The sequence below is a fragment of the Calothrix sp. NIES-2098 genome, from assembly GCF_963875125.1.
GTDB lineage: Bacteria > Cyanobacteriota > Cyanobacteriia > Cyanobacteriales > Nostocaceae > Aulosira.
The window spans coordinates 2,409,380-2,426,684 of sequence record NZ_CAWNKJ010000001.1; the positions used below are offsets into that span (position 1 = coordinate 2,409,380).

Here is a 17,305-nt window from a genome sequence, read left to right on the forward strand (position 1 = left end):
ACTAAAATAAAATGACATTTTGTGAGTCAAACTTGAGTGCTTGTTGCCAAGATGCGATCGCTGGAGTAGTGGGTAATCACTTCAAAGCATCTCAACCGCTTGCTACTAAGAAATGACCTTCAAGAACTGCCTCACCAATAAGTGGAGCACAGTTTTGCTACCCATTTATTACAAAACGGCTACGACATCCGCACAGTGCAGGAATTATTGGGACACAAGGATGTCAAAACAACAATGATTTATACTCACGTTCTCAACCGTGGTGGTAAAGCTGTCCGTAGTCCTCTAGATTAGAGATAATATTTCCAAAGCAGTAATTCTCTATCATCTATGACTCAAGCCATACCCAAGCTAGTAACCTTTGAGGAATTTGTTGATTGGCTACCTGAAAACTCAGGGGTACGCTACGAACTGCATAATGGGAATATTATTGAAATGGCGCAACCAGTAGGAGACCATGAAGAAGTAAAGGGTTTTTTGACGATAAAACTTAGTGTTTCTATAGACCGATTAAACCTCCCTTACTTTATCCCCAACCAAGCTATAGTTAGACCTCCTGAAAAAGATTCTGGTTATTTTCCCGATGTGTTGGTGCTGAATCGTGTAAATCTGGCAAATGAAAAATTATGGAAAAAAGAATCTATTGTCAGTTTAAGTGCATCAATACCTTTGGTAATTGAGGTTGTATCAACTAACTGGCGGGACGATTACCACTTGAAATATGCTGATTATGAAGAGATGGGTATCCCCGAATACTGGATTATAGATTATGCAGCGTTAGGTGGACGCAATTTTATCGGCAACCCCAAACAACCGACAATCTCTGTCTGTAACTTAGTGGATGGAGAATATCAGATAAGTAAGTTTCGAGATAATGATGTTATAGTCTCCCAAACTTTTCCCGAATTGAATCTCACCCCAACCGAGATTTTTCAAGCTGGTGTGGTGTAGTTTTTTTTATTCGTAATTCGTAATTTTGGAATGAGTAGTTTATTTACGCCGTTTCACTTCTCCAATTCCCTGGTTTCTCGTGTTGCTACAATCACGTGCGCTTCTCTGAGGACATTATTGCCCCATAAATAACCTCGCACTACTTCCTGAATCAAGGTATTATTTACAACATCGTCTCTGGCTTCGCGACCATTCCCAAGCAAGATGGCAACGAAATTGGAGATTATATTGTTCAGATAGCTAATTATTGTTTTCTGTCGCTTGTTCTGGTAACTTTTCGCTTTTCTGGGATGGATTCTCACTACTAGAATTCTGCTTTACTTCTTGGGTAGGTACTATTACAGGTGGAGGAGCCGAGTTTTTAGATTCTACTGGTGCTGAGGGAATTACTACGGGATTTGAGGATTTGTCTGATTTTGGCGGGGTAGAATTTTTCGGTGTAGAAGGAGAGTTATTTGCTGGGGCTGGTGAAGGAGAACCACTACGCGAACGAGATGACCTAATTGCCCGTAATGTATCTACGAGAGATGATGAGGGGGAAGCACTAGGTGCAGGTGAGGGTGGTGCGGGGTTTTGAGTTGGGGATGATTCGGCTTGGGAATTTCTGCTGCGGCTGGAAGATTCTTCTTGATACACGCGGCGACTGCGCCTGCGCCGTGAGGAAGTTGAAACGGGTGTAGTTTGCGACTCAGAACTAGCTTGAGTTTCTTTGTTTGTCTCTGAAGGTGTAGTATTAACTACTGGCGTTTCTAGGGTTGGTTCTGTTGTGGGCTGGGCAAACAGCGGTTTTGAGGGCTGTGGCTGAGATTTTGGCAGCATACTCGTAATGCCAAAACCTGCTATGGCTGCAACAACAGCAATACTACTGCCAATAAATACTTTAGATGAAGCTAATTTTTCAGCTAGCGATCGCGCATCCTTGATAAAGGATGATGTATCAATATATTTTTTGGTAGGTCTTTTGAAAAAATCTTCCTGTTCTTGGAGCGATAGATTAATAGTTGCTACGGTGTGAGTTGGTACAGATTGCGGTGCAGCATTTACGCCATCGCTAGGTAGCAGTTTTAGCCACTCGGTAACTGTTGCGGGACGAAAGCGAGATTCTACCGCCATCCCCCGCATCACTGCTTGATTAACAGCCGCACTCAGGTGGGGTTGCAGTTCGCGAGGAGTGGGCATTTGTTCGCGATCGCGCAGCAGTGCTGGCATGGGCACCTGCCCTGTCAACAGTGCATATAATGTAGCAGCCAAGCCATACACGTCTGTGGCGGGTGTACGTGGTGCTTGTGTCAAATACTGCTCTATTGGAGAATATCCTTCAGAAACTATACCCGTGTGTGTTTGTCTCACACCGCCATTAAATTCTCTGGCGATGCCAAAATCAATCAGTACAACTTCCTGAGTCCCCTGCCGGAGGATGATATTATCTGGTTTGACATCCCGATGCAGCAAACCGTTGTTATGCACTACCTGCAAAGCGGCTGCAATTTGGCGGATGTAATGGATTGCGGTTGCTTCTGGTAACGGTATCCCTGGTAAGACAAATGCATCTCCTAAGGTGTCACCAGGAATATATTCCATTACCATGTAAGGCAGCCCTGCTTCGACAAAAAAGTCGCTCACCCGCACAATATTTGGGTGGACACAAGTAGCTAATCGTCTCGCCTCATCTTGGAATTGGCGCTCGAACTTGGCAAAATCAGGATGTTGTCGCAGCCGTTCATTAATAGTTTTTATCACTACTTCCTGACCTAAGTAGTGATGCGTAGCTTTGAACGTTATGCCAAAGCCACCACGCCCGATTTCTTGAGTTAGGGTATATTTTCCACCCTGTAAAGTTGTACCTGCTAACATAAAGATTTTTGAGTCCTGAGTCCTGAGTCCTGAGTGAGCAGATAAGTACTGAGTCCTGAGTTTCAAGGTATTTCCGAAGAAATTGCTTCCCCCCTCAGTGGGAAAAACCTCCCTATTATCGCAACAGTTTTGTCTTTTTAATAATACATTGACATTTGCCTAAGCAACCTTAAAGCTCTGGTGAGTTAGATAAGAGTTTTTATGATGTAGCAGTCACATTAGATTAACAAAGACAGAATAATATTGCGCTCGGTTTCCTAGGTGAATTGAAAGACTGAACTTTGAGCTTGAGAGGTAGATGTTGAATTAATAGCTTATACATATTTGTCATCCTTCAGTAGGAGGACGCACTTTCCTAACGGATTTTTTAGGATGGTGAAGGCTAATCACTGGCTGAGTTCGTTTGGTAATCAAAGAGAAGTCAAGCATTGTTCAGCAAGCATTAAGTATAGAGCCGAACTCACAAAGTCTTGTTAAATCTGGCTGCTTTTATTTTGGATTGGTATTAGTTCCAGAGCTATCTCAAATACAATTAGGAATTCCGATATTTATGAGCGAGCAGAATCACGTTAACGAAAACACTAAGAATGAAGCTTTGCAACCCTATCGTAAAGATGCAGACGAGAAACTAACAACCAATCAAGGTGTAAAAGTTAACGATACCGACAATACACTCAAAGTCGGAACGCGCGGGCCTTCGTTAAAAGAAGATTTTCACTTTCAAGAAAAGCTGACGCACTTCGATCGCGAACGCATTCCAGAACGCGTGGTTCATGCGCGAGGGTCGGGCGCTCACGGCTATTTCCAGCCCTACGAATCGATGGCAGAGTTCACCAAAGCCAAATTCTTGCAAGATCCAGCGATTAAAACGCCTGTGTTTGTGCGGTTTTCAACGGTGGGTGGATCGCGGGGTTCAGCCGATACAGTGCGAGATGTACGCGGCTTTTCAGTGAAATTCTATACCGAAGATGGGAACTACGATTTAGTCGGGAACAATATTCCGGTTTTCTTTATTCAAGACGCGATTAAATTCCCTGATATTGTTCACGCGATCAAGCCCGAACCAGACCACGAGATGCCCCAAGCTTCAACTGCCCATCCCAGCTTTTGGGACTTCATCTCGCTGATGCCCGAATCGATGCACATGATTATGTGGATTTTGAGCGATCGCACTCTCCCCAGAACCTTGCGGATGATGCAGGGGTTTGGCGTGCATACCTTCCGTTGGGTGAATGCAGAAGGTAAATCCCGCTTTGTGAAATACCATTGGAAGCCGCTTTTAGGAGTACATTCCAACCTCTTTGACGAAGCACAGAAACTCGCTGGTAAAGACCCCGACTTTCATCGCCGCGATTTGTGGGATTCAATTGAGATGGGCGATTACCCAGAATACGAACTGGGCGTGCAAATCATTGAAGAAGCAGACGAGCACAAATTCGATTTTGATATTTTGGATGCAACCAAAATCATTCCTGAAGAATTAGTTCCCGTCCGTCCCATCGGCAAAATGGTACTGAACCGCAACCCAGATAATTTCTTTGCAGAAACCGAGCAGGTGGCGTTTCAACCTTCAAATGTCGTGCCAGGAATTGACTTCAGCGACGATCCGCTGTTACAAGGTCGGCTGTTCTCTTACCACGATACCCAACTGCATCGCTTAGGAAGTCCAAATTTTGCTCATTTGCCGATTAACCGTCCGGTTTGTCCGTTCCACAACAACCAACAAGACGGGCGGATGCAAATGGAAATCAAAACCACCCGCGTTAACTACTCCCCCAATTCCCTCGGAGAGAATCGCCCAGCGGTGAGTACAGAAGCGGAAGGTGGGTATGTGCATTATCCAGAGCGCGTAGAAGGGCATAAAGTCCGGGAACGCAGCCCCAGCTTTAAAGACCACTTTAGTCAGGCAACACTGTTCTGGAACAGTCTTTCACCCATCGAGAAAGAGCACGTGATAGCGGCGGCTCATTTTGAGTTAGGCAAAGTTGGCGATCGCGGGGTGCGCGAACGGATGGTCGATCGCTTTAACCATGTAGATCCTGAATTAGCTAAACGAGTCGCCCAAGGCATTGGTGTTGCCGCACCTAGCGCCATCACAGTACAAAATCACGGACAACGCTCTGAAGCACTCAGCCAAGAGAAGACGACGAAAACTGCCAAAGGTCGAAAAGTGGCAATTTTGGCAGCAGACGGAGTAGAAGCAGCTCAGATTATGGCACTCAAGCAAGCCTTGAAAGCTGCTGGCGTAGTAGCAGAAGTTGTCTCGCAGTTCAAGGGCACGATTAAGAGTGCAGATGGTAAAGAAATTGAGGTCGATCAGACCTTTTTGACGAGTGCTTCTGTAATGTTTGATGCAGTGTATGTACCCGGTGGTGCAAAGAGTATTGACGCTTTGAAGATGAATGGCGAAGCGATCGAGTTCATCAATGAAGCCTTTAAGCACTGCAAACCGATCGCCGCTAGCGGGGAAGGTGTGGAGTTACTCAAAGCTTGCGATCTTCAAGGTGTTGGACGGTTAGACTCGTTTGCGCAAGACGATCTAGGCGTTGTCACTACTCGCAGTGCCGATGCGAATGAAATTGCCAAGTCGTTTATCAATGCGATCGCTCAACATCGCCACTGGAATCGTTTCCACAAAGATAAAGTCCCTGCCTCAATTAAGTAGAAATCAGGATTTGATTCGGTAAACTTTTACTCAATATCCCACTTGCGAAGGCATAGCGAGTGGGATATTGAGATTTTGTCTTTGTTTGACTAGTTTAAAAACGCTGACCAATACCGAAATGCACTCGGCTTTCGCCTTGGTCGTTAATACCATAGTCAGCCCTAATTAAACCGATAGGTGAGTCAAAGCGTACTCCTGCGCCATAACCAAAACCGCTACCTGGTTTACCCCGCGCGCCTGCTGGATCTCCTAAGACCGTACTCCCAGAACCTAAATCTGAGGCAAAGTCAGCAAACAACACGCCTCCTACCGCTGAAACTATTGGAAAGCGGTATTCTGCTGAAGCTAAGACATAACTGCGCCCATTGCCAACTTCCCCAGTACTGTAACCGCGCACAGAATTAGATCCACCTAAGTTAAAGGCTTCATAGGGTGGCAAATTCCCTAACACTGTACCAGCTTGGACATTTAAGGCGAATACTTGTGGTTGTTTGCTGCTATATAACTGTACTGGCACATACTGGCTAAAATTCGCCTGCAAGCGATTCATAGAAATATTTCCGTTACCAATAGGAACCGATTGTTCTGTACTTAGCCTGAGAAGTGAACCTTGAGTTGGATTGATAGAATTGTTGCGTCGGTCTTGGGTAGCGGTAAAAGATACTGTAGTCAGGTCATCAATACCAGTACCGCTGGCAGTTAAAGCATTTCCTTGGGCATCAGTTGGGCTAACATTACCTTGGCGATCGCGTATGCTGATGCGATTGTAATTAAATCCTAAAGATGTATCCCAGTTGTCTATTGGTCTTTGAAAGCTAATACCACCGCCAATTCGACCTTCTCTGGCTCGATCCCCATTTGGTAGAGGAATTTTGTCATCAAATGTCAGCGACAGTTCCCGACGGCGAAAAGCATTGATTGTATATCCAAAGCGATCGGGGTCAGTATCCCGATAGGGACTGGTATATTTGGTATCAAATTGGAAGTCACGCAACCCAACTCCCACATTTAAACCTAAAGTATTGTTAGCGCCGCCAACGTTCTGGTCTTGATAGGTTAATGTCCCCATCAGACCTTGGTCGGCGTTGTAACTACCGCCTACGTTCACAGCCCGCGCCCCAGCTTCTTTGAGTTCGTAGACTAAATCTAGCTTGTTAGCATCTCCTTCCAAAGCCACATTCACACTTTCAAATAAGCCAGTGCGATATAGCTGTTGCACATCTTGACGGACAATATTTTCTTGGAATACTTGACCAGGCTTAAGCTTGAGTTGCTGGCGAATAAAATCTGGTTTGGTACGCCCTTTGACTGGATTACCTTTACTATCGACAGTTTGACCGTCTTCGTTGATAAAGCGAAACTTGATATCGCCTACCAAGCCTTCCGCGACATTGATGGTGAGAATTCCTTCACGACTGGGTTTAATTGATAGTACCCTTGCTAAGTTGTAGCCATTATCGGCATACCACTTATTAATTTGTTGTACTGATTGCTGGAGTGCTGAAGGTTTGATGACAGCACCGATTTGAGATTGGAACTGTGCTTGCGCCACTTGATAGGTAAGTATCTTCGCACCCGAAAGTTGGAGCGATCGCACTACCACCGGTTGTACCTGATACACTACATTCAACCCAGCAGGAGTAACGCGGCTATTGACGTTTGCACTGCTAAATAAGCCAGTGTCCAAAATTGCAGCCACATCTTGTTGTAGCTGGTTTTGACTGGTATCTCCCCCTTTCTGAGTTTTAATAACCTTGCGAATTATCTGCTGTAATTCTTCATTCGCTCCCAATATTTGCACATCTGTAGCTGTGACAACTAAATTATTGTCGATAGTTGTGGAAGGCGTAGCAGATGGAGTTACCTTCTGAGCTTGAATTTTTGGGAGCGTGACTTTAGAATTCCCCTGTGGCCCCTTTTCCAAAGCAACAGGCGTGGAAGCAGCGGTACGGGAAAGTACAACTTGTAAATTCTTTTTATCCCCCTTGTCCCCTGTTAATACTACTGCGGAATTATTCTTCGCACCTGTTTCCCCAACCACAGGATTTTGCGAAAATTGCTGCGAAACTAAGGTTTCCGGCGCTGAAACTGCTTGTTTTGGTGCTGGCGAGTCTTCAATTATCGGAACTACCAATTTACTTGCTTTTTCAGTTGGAATGGCATTAGGAGTAGGTGCAGCCATTGCTTGCTGAGTGGCATTATTTGCCGCCAATGTCGCTAAAGTAAAAATTGCAGCAGAAGAAACTCGCATAATATTTAGCCTAATATAGCCTAATTAACTGGTAATTATTTGTAGCGAGGTTCGTCAACGGGGATAATACTAACTTCCAGCTGCTTAAGCTATTTTTATCCCCGTTCCTACCTCTTTATTTACACAAGACATTTAATTATGATTTTTTGTTTCTCACCGCAATTCTGTTTAAGTTTTGAAGAATGGAGATTTTTTGGAAAAATCTAACTCATAAAAAACCTCATAAGTTTTCTCCTTCTTTAGTTCCCTTCTACTCTTTTTTAAGTTCGCGAATCAATCGGATTGCTATATATGAGTGATGTATCCCCGTTATCTGTAGCTGCTTACCCACAATCTCAGGCTTCTCGTTTACAATTACTGGTTTTAAGTAATGGTCATGGTGAGGACATAATTGCAGTCCGAATTTTACAAGCGCTATTGCAACAATCAAACCCACCAGATATTTATGTTTTACCTCTGGTGGGTGAAGGACACGCTTATCAAAAATTAGATTTACCAACAATTGGTTCAGTGCGTAGTATGCCTTCTGGCGGTTTTATTTATATGGATGGACGCCAATTGGTAAAAGATGTCCGTGGTGGTTTATTGCAACTTACTTTGAGCCAAATTAAAGCTGTACGGCGTTGGGTTAGTCATCAAAAAAAATTAGGAAATAAGCGAGCTATTTTAGCAGTGGGAGATATAGTACCGCTATTATTTGCGACTTTTAGTGGTGCTAATTATGCTTTTGTGGGAACAGCAAAATCAGAATATTATGTACGCGATGAAGTTGGTTTATTACCACGCAAAAATAAAGGCGCAAAGTGGGAAAACTTCTCTGGTTCGATTTATCATCCCTGGGAGAGGTGGTTAATGAGTCGCCGTCGTTGTCGTGCAGTATTTCCTAGAGATTCGCTGACGACAGAAATCTTAAAAAAGTTGCAAGTACCAGCTTTTGATTTAGGAAATCCGATGATGGATGGTTTAGAACCATCATTTCCTACAGAACGGTTTTTTACTGCGGATGTGCAACAGCAAGAAATCACTCGTCCTCTAATTGTGACTCTGCTTCCTGGTTCCCGCGCGCCAGAGGCTTATCATAACTGGGAAATGATTATGGTTGCTGTGTCTGCATTACTCGCCAGTTTTCGGGAGCGAGATTCAGTATTTCACACTTCTGGTACGGTGGTGTTTCTAGGGGCGATCGCTCCTGGGTTGGACTGTAACATTTTCTCTCAAACTCTCACAACCCAAGGCTGGCGTCCTCACTCAGAATCTCCCGTGCCATTACCCGATGCCAATGTATTGACATTTAAGCAAAAGAATGCATATTTAGTGCTGACTCAAAATGCCTATAACGACTGCTTGCATTTAGCAGATTTTGCGATCGCAATGGCAGGAACAGCCACAGAACAATTTGTTGGTTTGGGAAAACCTGCGATCGCCATTCCCGGTGTTGGGCCGCAATTTAATCCTGGGTTTGCTGAAGCGCAAAGTCGTCTATTGGGCCCATCCTTAATTTTAGTTGACCAACCAGGACAAGTGGCCAAAGTAGTGCAATCCTTATTTAAAAATCCTGACAGATTGCAGTTAATTGCAGACAACGGTTTACTGCGGATGGGTAAACCAGGTGCAGCACAACGCATTGCTGAGTGTTTGCAAGCGCAATTGGGTTGAATATAATTTTCCCACTGCTGTTACAGTGGGATTTTTTTGATTAATTAAAAAATCTCTGAAAAAATCAGTTGTAAAACTTATCAGCCTTCTACTTCCTACCAGTAGGTCAAGGCTGTTAAACTTGAATCCTTACATGGTATTCAGCTAATAATTATTCAATCCTCACATCCCCACGTTTTGATAGAGCTGCGAATTAGAGAATTTAAAAGCAAATTAACTTACCCAACTAGCCCAGAACGTAAAGCCCGAACCGCAGCTTGGGTACGGTCATCAGCACAGAGTTTATTGAGAATATTACGCACGTGGGTTTTTACCGTACCAACTGTGATGTAGAGTTTTTCGGCAATTTGGCCATTGCTACAGCCAGCAACAATTAATTCCAGAATCTCTAATTCACGTTGAGTTAAGGGGTAGGTTTCTAGAACTTGTTCGTACTCTGAAGCCAAAGCTTCTATTTTCACTGTCTTAGGCTTATCGCTGGTTTGAGTTTCCCCTGGCAAACCTTGCCGCATTTTCCGCAATACCACGTTAGCGATCGCGGGATCGATCCAAGAGTTACCTGTATAAGTTGCTTGGATTGCCTCTGTTAATCTACTGATGCTGGTTTCTTTCATGTAATAAGAGTCTGCCCCCGCCGCAAAAGCCGCAAGTACCGCATCCTCTGTATGATCCATTGTCAAGATGAGAATCTTGGTTGCTTGTCCGGTTTCGGCTTGCTGGCGTTTAAATTTGCGGGTAAGTTCAATGCCATCCATATCCGGTAAGCCAATATCAACCACAGCTACATCTGGCTTCGCGGTTTCTAAAAGTTTTAAACCTTGGGTGGCATTTGCTGCTTCTCCTATCACTTTCAGGCCACTCTGAGACTGGAGTGCAGCTCTTAGACCCATCCGGGTGAGATCGTGATCTTCAATTAAAATAATGCTAATTTCACTCATCGCAACGCTCACGTTTTTTGACTCCAGTGTGAAAAATATTAACTTATGTAAGGTCTTGATTTATTTTTCCCACACCAAAGATAGATGATATTTCTGCTGCACTGCATCCACCGAGAGAAATAATAAATTTGCTAATTTTATTACTATATACATTCAAAAATCTAGCCACAGATGTATAGATATTTTACAAGAAAAAATGAAATATTGAGACAAAATTATCCTAACCTGAATGATTTCGTCTCTAATAGGTGAGCGCTCACTCATGAGGATTAGCCTGGTAGTTAGGGACAATCTAAAATTCCACATCGATTGACAGCCTTAACAAAATAATATGCAATTAAAATGCGTTAGAGTCTACTATATTTTGGAAAACAAAATATTAAAATAAATGGAAAATTCCTGGCAACCGGAAGTAGCTATAGAAGAACTTGAGCGACCCTTGCGAGCGATATTTAATCAAACTTTTGAGCTTATGGCGTTAATGGAGCCAGATGGTATTCTGATTGAAATTAATCAGACGGCATTAGATTTTGCTGGACTTTCTGGCAACGATGTGTTGGGTTTGCCATTATGGGAAGCGAGTTGGTGGCAAATCAGCAAAGCCACGAGGGCGAAAATCCGAGAGGCGATCGCTACGGCTGCAAGTGGAGAATTAGCGGCGAGTAAAGTTGATATTCTAGGTACAGGCAATACAGTAGCTACCATCGATTTCACAATCCGCCCGATTAAAAATCGCAGTGGGCGAATCATACTATTGATCTTCAAAGGTCGAGATATCAGCGCGCGCCAAATAGCCACATAGCAGAATTATCAGCAAAGTATTTCCTAACCAAGCATGAGGTTAAGAGATGGTGACAATCTGAGTTCAAGACCTTTGCAGAGGATGGATCTGGCATTGTTAGTGAATACCAGTCAAACTCTCAAAAGCGAGCGATCGCTTTCCACATTACCTAAGCCAAGCAATCTGATGAGTAAAATTGCTCAAGCTTATGGTACATAATGTTTAGTGTGCAACTCACACCTATGACTGAGGACAGGGTTCAATCGGGTCATTTAGAATTACTGTTGAAGCTTGATGCAAGTATTTTATTTTACTCTGTATCGGCTACGTTTGCTTTGGAGGGTCAACAACCGCCATTTTTGTTGATTGCTAATGATTGCAGAGCTTGGGTGAGTTAATTTTGGATTGAGATTTTTGATGTCTCCCAACCCGAACACACTGACTCTGCTGTACTAGGTATTTAATACCTATATACAAGTAAAATAAGCAAATCGCGTATAAAAAAGCATAAATTAGCATAGAGGAAATGTCGGAGAAAGTAATTAACATTCTATTAGTGGAGGACGATGCAGCTGATGTGATGAATGTCAAAAGGGCATTCAAGAAAGTTAAAATTACCAACCCAGTTGATTTGACAAGTAATGGAATAGAAGCGCTAAATATGCTTCTTAGCAATAGCGTTCAACCTCCCACTGTTCCTCCAGAAAGGCACTTGGTTTTACTAAATTTAAATAAGCCGAAAATAGGCGGCAAGGAATTTCTTTCAGAATTACCTTCCGTCCAGATATTTAAGAATAACTTCTGTGGTCGTCAATACGACCTCAAGCCAAGACCAAAACAGAGTGGTAGCTTGCAATTTAAATATTGCTGGCAATATCTTCAAGCCCATCAATTTCTTCAAGTTTGTAGAAATGATGGCAATTCTTAACAGGTATTGGATAAAGTGCAAAATGCCTTACTCAACCAATACTGAATCTAATATACACCCTGTTTTTTATTGGAGGTTGGGAATCAAGAGCAACAGCGATGAAGAATTAATAGTCAGCATTAGCCAATCTCAAATTTAAAAATATCAATTTAAAATTTTGAAAACGGTAATGCTAAATATCAGCCTGTATTTGACAGCGAAAATAAAAGCCGATGGAAGAGACGCTGAGAATTTTGGTTGTAGACGACGATGAAGGAGACCGCATGACAGTGCGGCGTGCCCTGGCTAAAGCAGGTGTACCCATAGAACTGTCAGAAGTAGGCGTTTGCAATGATGCGCTCTCTACCCTGAGAAATACTACCTATGACTGTGTATTTTTAGATTATTGCTTACCAGATGCGGATGGCTTGACTTCGATCCAGAAGTTACGCTCTTTGGAAATTAAAGTTCCGATAGTAGTGTTGATCGATCGAGAAAATGAACACATTGCTGTCGAATTGATGAAAGCAGGAGCCACAGACTATCTATCAAAAGTTAGGGTATCCGCAGAAAATTTGGCGCAGGTTTTGCGAAATGCAATTCGGGTGCAACGCGCTGAAATGGAAGCAGATTGGGCACAGCAACAGCTCAAAGAAAGTAACGAGCAATTAATTCGTAAGAACCAAGAACTAGAAAGACAAAGGCAACAAATTCACCTACAAAATTTAAGATTATTAGAGGCATCGCGGCTCAAATCGCAGTTCTTGGCAACTATATCCCATGAACTACGAACTCCCATGAATGCCATTATTGGCTTTTCTCAGATTTTGCTGCGTCCGAAATTTGGTCAACTTACTACTCAGCAAATGGATATGGTAGAACGTATCCTGAATAATGGTAAACATTTGCTGATGCTATTAAATGAAGTACTAGATTTTTCTAAATTAGAAGCAGGGCGTTTTGAGTTAAAACCAGAATTATTTGATTTACCAAAAATAATTAATGTTACAGTTGCGGAAGTTCGTTCGTTAGCTGAAGCGAAAAAGCTGTCTTTGTTCGTTGATATTGACTTACAAAATCCTTTGATATTTAATGACTCAAGCCGCGTACAACAAATTTTAGTTAACTTACTTTCCAACGCTATTAAGTTTACAGAATCCGGTAATATTTGGGTTGAGGTAAATGAAATTCCCCACAATCAAGTGGCAATTACCGTGCGGGATACTGGTATCGGTATAGCTCCTCGTGACTTCAAAATAATTTTTGAAGCTTTTCGCCAAGTCGATCAAAGTATTACTCGTAAATATCCAGGCACAGGTTTGGGTTTAGCAATCGTAGATTCTTTAGTCAGAATGATGGGTGGTAAAATCATTCTCAAAAGTCAATTGGGTGTTGGTTCAATGTTTAGAATTGAATTACCACGTCAAGTAACAGTATCTAATGCAGCAGTTGATAATGCAGTATTAAAGTTTGATAGTGATTATATTATTTGTTCGGCGCAAAATCCCCATCCGCCTCATGTGCAGCACCAGAACCAGCCTTCATCTCATCCCAAATCTAACCAGAGCCATCATTCATCAGAGCCTCAATCTGACAAAGTATCAATGAGTTCTCCTAATTAAAAATTATAAAATTAAAATTAATTGTATAAAGTTAAGTTGATATAAATCATGTCTGTTGTAGAAAATTCTCCACGCGATCGCGTTCTTGTTGTTGATGATACTGTAGATAATCTTATATTAGTACAAACAATTTTAGAAAGTGAGGGATACGAGATTGACTTAGTTTCTAATGGCATAGCAGCTTTAGAAAAAGTTGAACAATCTCCACCCGATTTAATTTTGCTAGATGTAATGATGCCAGGGATAGATGGCTATGAAGTCACGCGTCGCATTCGGAATAACCCAGACAAAAAAGGCTATATCCCAATTTTGTTGATCACTGCTTTTCATGAATCTAGCGTTGTTGAAGGTTTAGATGCTGGTGCTGACGACTTTATCCGCAAACCATTTGATACTGATGAACTACTAGCAAGAGTGCGATCGCTGTTGCGCTTAAAGCACAGTCTGGACGAACAAAGAAAAATGGCACGTCAACGAGAAGACTTTGTTTCTCGCCTCACTCACGATTTGCGAACTCCCCTAGTAGCCGCCGATCGGATGCTCAATTTATTTATGGTAGATACCTTCTGTAAAATTTCGCCAGAAATGAAACAAGCGATCGGCGTGATGATTCGCAGCAACCAAAATTTGATGCAAATGGTGAATACTCTCTTAGAAGTTTCTCGCTTTGAAGCAGGTAAAAAGACTTTGAACTGGGAGAGTTGCAATCTCATAGAAACAGCTCAAGAAGTAGTCAGCGAACTTACTCCTTTAGCTATGGAGAAAAGTTTAACTCTCACAGTAGACACCCATGAGTTAGAGCCAATAGGTGAAACATCTGGTGTAGTTATGGGTGATAGCCTAGAATTACGCAGAGTTTTGAACAATTTAGTTGGCAACGCCATTAAATTTACAGATACAGGCGGTATAGAAATTCGCTTTTGTGAACAATCAACTAATCCAGAAAATCAAAGTTATCTAATTATTGAGATTGAAGACACAGGATATGGCATTGCTCCTGAAGACCAAGAAACCATTTTTGAGCGTTTTCGCCAAGGTAGAAATAAACGCTCAGGTAGTGGCTTGGGGCTACATTTATCGCGCCGAATAGTAGAAGCACATGGCGGAAATATTGAACTCACATCTGTAGTAGGTAAAGGCAGCATCTTCAAAGTCAGATTACCAAAAAATACTGCATAAACAATTGATAATTTGAAATAAATAGTTGCTTAATTCTTTTTACTGAAAATCAAACAAATTTCTCTATAAAACCTACTTAAAAATAGGGCAAGGCTTTGCATTCCTATAAATAATGTGTTGAACGATTTTTTGCTCCCAGTTAAAGAAAGAATGCGAAATATATCTAAGTAAGGGCGGGTTTTCTGACTCTTTACTCTTTACATAACTCAAAAGCCGATTGAGATTCAAGCTTACTACAAAGTAGACGGCGAATCATTATTTCTAATTCGTCAATCATATAAGGTTTGTTGAGATAGCCATCAAAACCAGCCTCAAAAATGCGTTCTTTATCCTGTTTGCTAGCTAAAGCCGTGACAGCAACTACAGGAATTTTACAAGTCAGTGGGTCTTGTTTCAAATAACGCACCACCTCAATACCATTAAGACTGGGCAATAAAATATCCAACATAATTAAATCTGGTTGATATTCTTTAGCCACTACTAAAGTATTAATACTGTCGGTTTGACAAATGAATCCACAGCCAAATGACTCTAGAGCATAACCAATCAACGCCAAATTATCATCATGATCTTCTACAGCCAAAATTAACGGTTGTTGAGAGTTGCGCTTCTCTTCATTACTCATGAATGAATGTGTTGAATACATTTCTTCTCCAGAGGATACAGGCTGAAAAACTTAGATTGATACTCAATATCACTTCCTTCTCGATTATAGGCAAAATTTAAGAATGTTTTCAGATTTGACCGATAACAAGTTTGAATGTATATAAAAATACATTAATTTAGAGTTAAGGATGAAGCATACAGAAATTTGTCTAGCCCAAGCTCTGTCACAACTTGACATAGCTGGGATCTTTGTAATATCATGTACTACATAATTGATTATTTAATCTCCCTACCAATCAGAATAGTAGCGAATCTCAAGCTTTAACCATAAACTGTTGAATAAAATTTTTAAAATATTAATTCGTAGCAAAAAGTTATATGTAGATATATTTAGTTCGTCCAACCTCGTAGAAATAACTATGCAGTTGAGAAGGGTTGAACAGCTTGAAAAAACAACTTATTCGTTTATACTTACTCTGGAAAACTAGCGTTGGGAAAGAGATTAGATAAAAATATCTTAGTTACAATAGCAAATAACGGATAACTAGATTAAATTAGGAAAAAACTTTTTAAAATATCCTACGTCAGTATCAAATAATTTAACTACCGCTACAGCAAAAAAATATGGTTTTTGATGATTTTAGAAGTAATGAAGGCAATTCTGCAAACAACCGTCAAAACTTACTGAGTAGCGGTTGGCGACCATTCCAACGCGACTTTGATTGGGGATTTTTCTGGCAAATTTTATTTCATGATACCCACGAGTTAACTCAAAAAAGTATTAATCTCGCAAGTTATTATGCTGATGCGTTAGGTAGAAGAGATTACAGCTGGTGGGCAAATATATTAAATGTAGCTTCAGATTATACACGGGGTGAGCTACAAAAGTTTTGGAATTACATCACGCCAGAACCTTTGACACCAGATAATCGCTACAAGGAAGTTTTAACTACTGAAACACCAATCATGCAATTTGTTAGCCGCAATAGTATTCCTATTGATTACGTGCTGAATCGATTGCAGGAAATTACTGTATTGCGAGTTTTAAAACTATTAGAACGTCCCGACATCATTACTCAATATTACTCAGAGCGAGATTTTTATTTTCCTGTTGAAAAATTTGTCAGTTGGGAACGAATTGATGTTATAAACACGGTTTATGCTTACTGGGCTAAATACGATATTTGGTTACAAATCGATCCCTACGATCGCGGACGACGACAATATACGTTAATGTCCAAAAATATGGCACCCTTAATTAACAAAGCAACCTATGACTTAGCTGTGATGTTAAGTGGCTATCAAAGTCGTGTAGGTAAAGTTCACAGCCAATTTCCCATTCGGACATTTCCCGCAGATATTCAAAGCTTTACAGATACAGTACAACAATCAATTCTCAATCAACATCAGTTAGCAGTTGTTGTGCATGGAGAACCAGGTACAGGTAAAACAGCATGGACGCAAGCTGTCGCCAAAGAAATCTTAGTACCTTTAGGCTATGTAATTTTTATCTTAGATCATGATGCAATAACTAATTTTGTCCCGCCAACTTATTTAGAACAAATTTGCATCATTATTAATGAAGCTGATAATTTAGCCCAAAATCGTGCTTACGAAGTAGCGCAATATAACAATAAAACAGAACATATTCTGAGTTTGTTAGATGGCACTTTATACCAAAGCATAATTGATGAATCAGGGCTGCAAATTAAGCAGCGTTTAGTTGTCTTGATGACTTGTAATACTACAGAAAGATTAGATCCAGCAATGTTGCGTAAGGGGAGAGTAGATTTAATATATGAGTTTACTCAAAAATTTGTGTAACAATAATTGTTTATCAAAATTATAGTAGGGTGGGCAATGCTCACCTGAATTTGGCTTATCATTCCGAAATT

The 17,305-nt window shown here is 41.4% G+C and carries 14 protein-coding genes and 1 pseudogene; 10 read left to right on the forward strand and 5 right to left on the reverse strand.

Annotation, left to right across the window (positions count from 1 at the left end):
* The first annotated feature begins 141 nt into the window (after positions 1-141).
* Positions 142-294, forward strand: a complete 153-nt coding sequence (locus AACU33_RS10140) for a tyrosine-type recombinase/integrase (RefSeq protein WP_096588386.1) — start codon at positions 142-144, stop codon at positions 292-294.
* Positions 295-330: 36 nt separating this feature from the next.
* Positions 331-951, forward strand: coding sequence for a Uma2 family endonuclease (locus AACU33_RS10145; protein ID WP_096588387.1), 621 nt, complete (start codon positions 331-333; stop codon positions 949-951).
* A gap of 53 nt (positions 952-1,004) precedes the next feature.
* Here AACU33_RS10145 and AACU33_RS10150 read toward each other — a convergent pair whose 3' ends face one another.
* Both AACU33_RS10150 and AACU33_RS10155 read right to left on the reverse strand, forming a co-directional pair.
* A complete protein-coding gene (locus tag AACU33_RS10150; RefSeq protein WP_339375897.1) occupies positions 1,005-1,154 on the reverse strand; it encodes a hypothetical protein in 150 nt (49 codons plus the stop codon).
* A 37-nt stretch (positions 1,155-1,191) separates the two neighbouring features.
* Positions 1,192-2,805: a serine/threonine protein kinase gene (locus AACU33_RS10155; RefSeq protein WP_096588388.1), complete on the reverse strand. Its 1,614-nt coding sequence runs from the start codon at positions 2,803-2,805 to the stop codon at positions 1,192-1,194.
* Positions 2,806-3,355: 550 nt separating this feature from the next.
* On the opposite strand from AACU33_RS10155, the gene AACU33_RS10160 reads away from it, so the two are divergent.
* On the forward strand, positions 3,356-5,470 hold the full coding sequence (locus tag AACU33_RS10160; protein ID WP_096595211.1) for a catalase: 2,115 nt from the start codon (positions 3,356-3,358) through the stop codon (positions 5,468-5,470).
* 94 nt (positions 5,471-5,564) lie between these two features.
* Here the strand turns inward: AACU33_RS10160 and AACU33_RS10165 are convergent, their stop codons facing one another.
* A complete protein-coding gene (locus tag AACU33_RS10165) occupies positions 5,565-7,721 on the reverse strand; it encodes a BamA/OMP85 family outer membrane protein (RefSeq protein WP_096588389.1) in 2,157 nt (718 codons plus the stop codon).
* A gap of 291 nt (positions 7,722-8,012) precedes the next feature.
* Between AACU33_RS10165 and AACU33_RS10170 the strand changes: the two genes are divergently transcribed.
* On the forward strand, positions 8,013-9,377 hold the full coding sequence (locus AACU33_RS10170; protein WP_096588390.1) for a lipid-A-disaccharide synthase-related protein: 1,365 nt from the start codon (positions 8,013-8,015) through the stop codon (positions 9,375-9,377).
* A gap of 218 nt (positions 9,378-9,595) precedes the next feature.
* Here the strand turns inward: AACU33_RS10170 and AACU33_RS10175 are convergent, their stop codons facing one another.
* A complete protein-coding gene (locus tag AACU33_RS10175; RefSeq protein WP_096588391.1) occupies positions 9,596-10,315 on the reverse strand; it encodes a response regulator in 720 nt (239 codons plus the stop codon).
* 388 nt (positions 10,316-10,703) lie between these two features.
* On the opposite strand from AACU33_RS10175, the gene AACU33_RS10180 reads away from it, so the two are divergent.
* From AACU33_RS10180 to AACU33_RS10200, 5 genes and pseudogenes are all read left to right on the forward strand, one after another.
* A complete protein-coding gene (locus tag AACU33_RS10180; protein ID WP_096588392.1) occupies positions 10,704-11,117 on the forward strand; it encodes a PAS domain-containing protein in 414 nt (137 codons plus the stop codon).
* Between the two features lie 33 nt (positions 11,118-11,150).
* Positions 11,151-11,315 (forward strand): hypothetical protein, encoded by a 165-nt coding sequence (locus AACU33_RS10185; RefSeq protein WP_339375898.1) that lies wholly within the window; start codon positions 11,151-11,153, stop codon positions 11,313-11,315.
* A gap of 307 nt (positions 11,316-11,622) precedes the next feature.
* Positions 11,623-12,052: pseudogene (locus AACU33_RS10190) on the forward strand (response regulator); the annotation flags it as partial.
* A gap of 184 nt (positions 12,053-12,236) precedes the next feature.
* The gene (locus AACU33_RS10195; protein ID WP_096588394.1) at positions 12,237-13,625 is read left to right on the forward strand and encodes an ATP-binding response regulator; all 1,389 of its coding nucleotides are present in this window, start codon (positions 12,237-12,239) and stop codon (positions 13,623-13,625) included.
* A gap of 48 nt (positions 13,626-13,673) precedes the next feature.
* The gene (locus AACU33_RS10200) at positions 13,674-14,804 is read left to right on the forward strand and encodes an ATP-binding response regulator (RefSeq protein ID WP_096588395.1); all 1,131 of its coding nucleotides are present in this window, start codon (positions 13,674-13,676) and stop codon (positions 14,802-14,804) included.
* Between the two features lie 190 nt (positions 14,805-14,994).
* On the opposite strand, the gene AACU33_RS10205 is transcribed toward AACU33_RS10200, so the two are convergent.
* Positions 14,995-15,450 (reverse strand): response regulator, encoded by a 456-nt coding sequence (locus AACU33_RS10205; protein ID WP_096588396.1) that lies wholly within the window; start codon positions 15,448-15,450, stop codon positions 14,995-14,997.
* Between the two features lie 584 nt (positions 15,451-16,034).
* Between AACU33_RS10205 and AACU33_RS10210 the strand changes: the two genes are divergently transcribed.
* Positions 16,035-17,234, forward strand: a complete 1,200-nt coding sequence (locus tag AACU33_RS10210) for an AAA family ATPase (RefSeq protein ID WP_096588397.1) — start codon at positions 16,035-16,037, stop codon at positions 17,232-17,234.
* Positions 17,235-17,305 lie beyond the last annotated feature (71 nt).

Bases quoted from the DNA above. Each gene is read 5' to 3' on its own strand.
- AACU33_RS10145 (WP_096588387.1), top strand. From the start codon at position 331: ATGACTCAAGCCATACCCAAGCTAGTAACCTTTGAGGAATTTGTTGAT.
- AACU33_RS10155 (WP_096588388.1), bottom strand. From the start codon at position 2,805: ATGTTAGCAGGTACAACTTTACAGGGTGGAAAATATACCCTAACTCAA.
- AACU33_RS10160 (WP_096595211.1), top strand. From the start codon at position 3,356: ATGAGCGAGCAGAATCACGTTAACGAAAACACTAAGAATGAAGCTTTG.
- AACU33_RS10165 (WP_096588389.1), bottom strand. From the start codon at position 7,721: ATGCGAGTTTCTTCTGCTGCAATTTTTACTTTAGCGACATTGGCGGCA.
- AACU33_RS10170 (WP_096588390.1), top strand. From the start codon at position 8,013: ATGAGTGATGTATCCCCGTTATCTGTAGCTGCTTACCCACAATCTCAG.
- AACU33_RS10175 (WP_096588391.1), bottom strand. From the start codon at position 10,315: ATGAGTGAAATTAGCATTATTTTAATTGAAGATCACGATCTCACCCGG.
- AACU33_RS10180 (WP_096588392.1), top strand. From the start codon at position 10,704: ATGGAAAATTCCTGGCAACCGGAAGTAGCTATAGAAGAACTTGAGCGA.
- AACU33_RS10185 (WP_339375898.1), top strand. From the start codon at position 11,151: ATGAGGTTAAGAGATGGTGACAATCTGAGTTCAAGACCTTTGCAGAGG.
- AACU33_RS10195 (WP_096588394.1), top strand. From the start codon at position 12,237: ATGGAAGAGACGCTGAGAATTTTGGTTGTAGACGACGATGAAGGAGAC.
- AACU33_RS10200 (WP_096588395.1), top strand. From the start codon at position 13,674: ATGTCTGTTGTAGAAAATTCTCCACGCGATCGCGTTCTTGTTGTTGAT.
- AACU33_RS10205 (WP_096588396.1), bottom strand. From the start codon at position 15,450: ATGTATTCAACACATTCATTCATGAGTAATGAAGAGAAGCGCAACTCT.
- AACU33_RS10210 (WP_096588397.1), top strand. From the start codon at position 16,035: ATGGTTTTTGATGATTTTAGAAGTAATGAAGGCAATTCTGCAAACAAC.